The 891-nt window shown below is 23.8% G+C and carries 1 protein-coding gene; it reads right to left on the bottom strand.

The genetic code is table 11. The features are described from left to right. A partial coding sequence (locus tag ABNK64_RS11100; RefSeq protein ID WP_502878732.1) for a transposase occupies positions 1 to 750 on the bottom strand: 750 nt, incomplete at its 3' end. Between the last annotated feature and the right edge of the window lie 141 nt (positions 751 to 891).

Genomic DNA, 891 nt, shown 5'->3' with positions numbered 1-891 from the left:
ATCTATATCCGTTTTTGAATAACTATTTCGATCTTTTAAATTTTGAAAATGATTCAAATATTTTTCATATTTTTTAAAATATTCTCTAGATAACTCCAAATATTTTTGTTCTTTAGATTTTCTTTTTCCGCGCCCATGAATAATGTCAATATTTAGATTTTCAAGGTAATTACAAATTTCAAAAAAAGAAGATAAATTAAAATTAAATTCTTGATTAAAATCAAGAACAAAATTTTGAATTTTATCATTGAGTTTACTCCAATAATTTTTGATAGATTTTTTCCAAACAAAAGAATATCTATTAGCATAGGCTTCAATTTTAGTTCCATCAATGTAAATAGTATCAGTAGAAATATTTTCTTTTTCAAAAATTATTTTTGTAAATTGCTGAAATAACTCAGGAAGGAAAGCTTCAATTTTATTCAAAAATCTAGAAATAGTAGAGTGATCAGGAAGTTTAGAGTCTTGTAAAAGAAATCTAAATTTAATATTTTCCTGACAAGCAACTTCAATATCTCTAGTAGAATAAGTACCTCTAGAATATGCAAAAAGAATAATAGCAAACATTCTGATAGGATGAACTTTAGTTTTGTAAGGAAAAACTTGCAAAAGTTTAGAAAAATCCATTTCCTCCAAAATGGCGCTAAGTTTTCTTACAGGATCATCCTCAGAAATATGATAATGTAAAAGATTAAAAATTTTTGGTTGAATTAATTTAAAAGTCATGTTATTATTAATTGGGTTTTTCATAGGTATATTGTATTAGAAATTTAGAAAAATTTCGAGTACTTTATACCTTTTTTTATTTTAAAAAGAAAAAAGCCAAAGAGATTAAAAAATCTCTTTAGCTAATTTTAAAACATATGCTATTAAATTTGCAACAGCCCCTTT

This window comes from Fusobacterium sp. SYSU M8D902 (assembly GCF_040199715.1).
Lineage (GTDB): Bacteria > Fusobacteriota > Fusobacteriia > Fusobacteriales > Fusobacteriaceae > Fusobacterium_A.
This window is presented reverse-complemented; position numbering and strand designations above follow the sequence as displayed.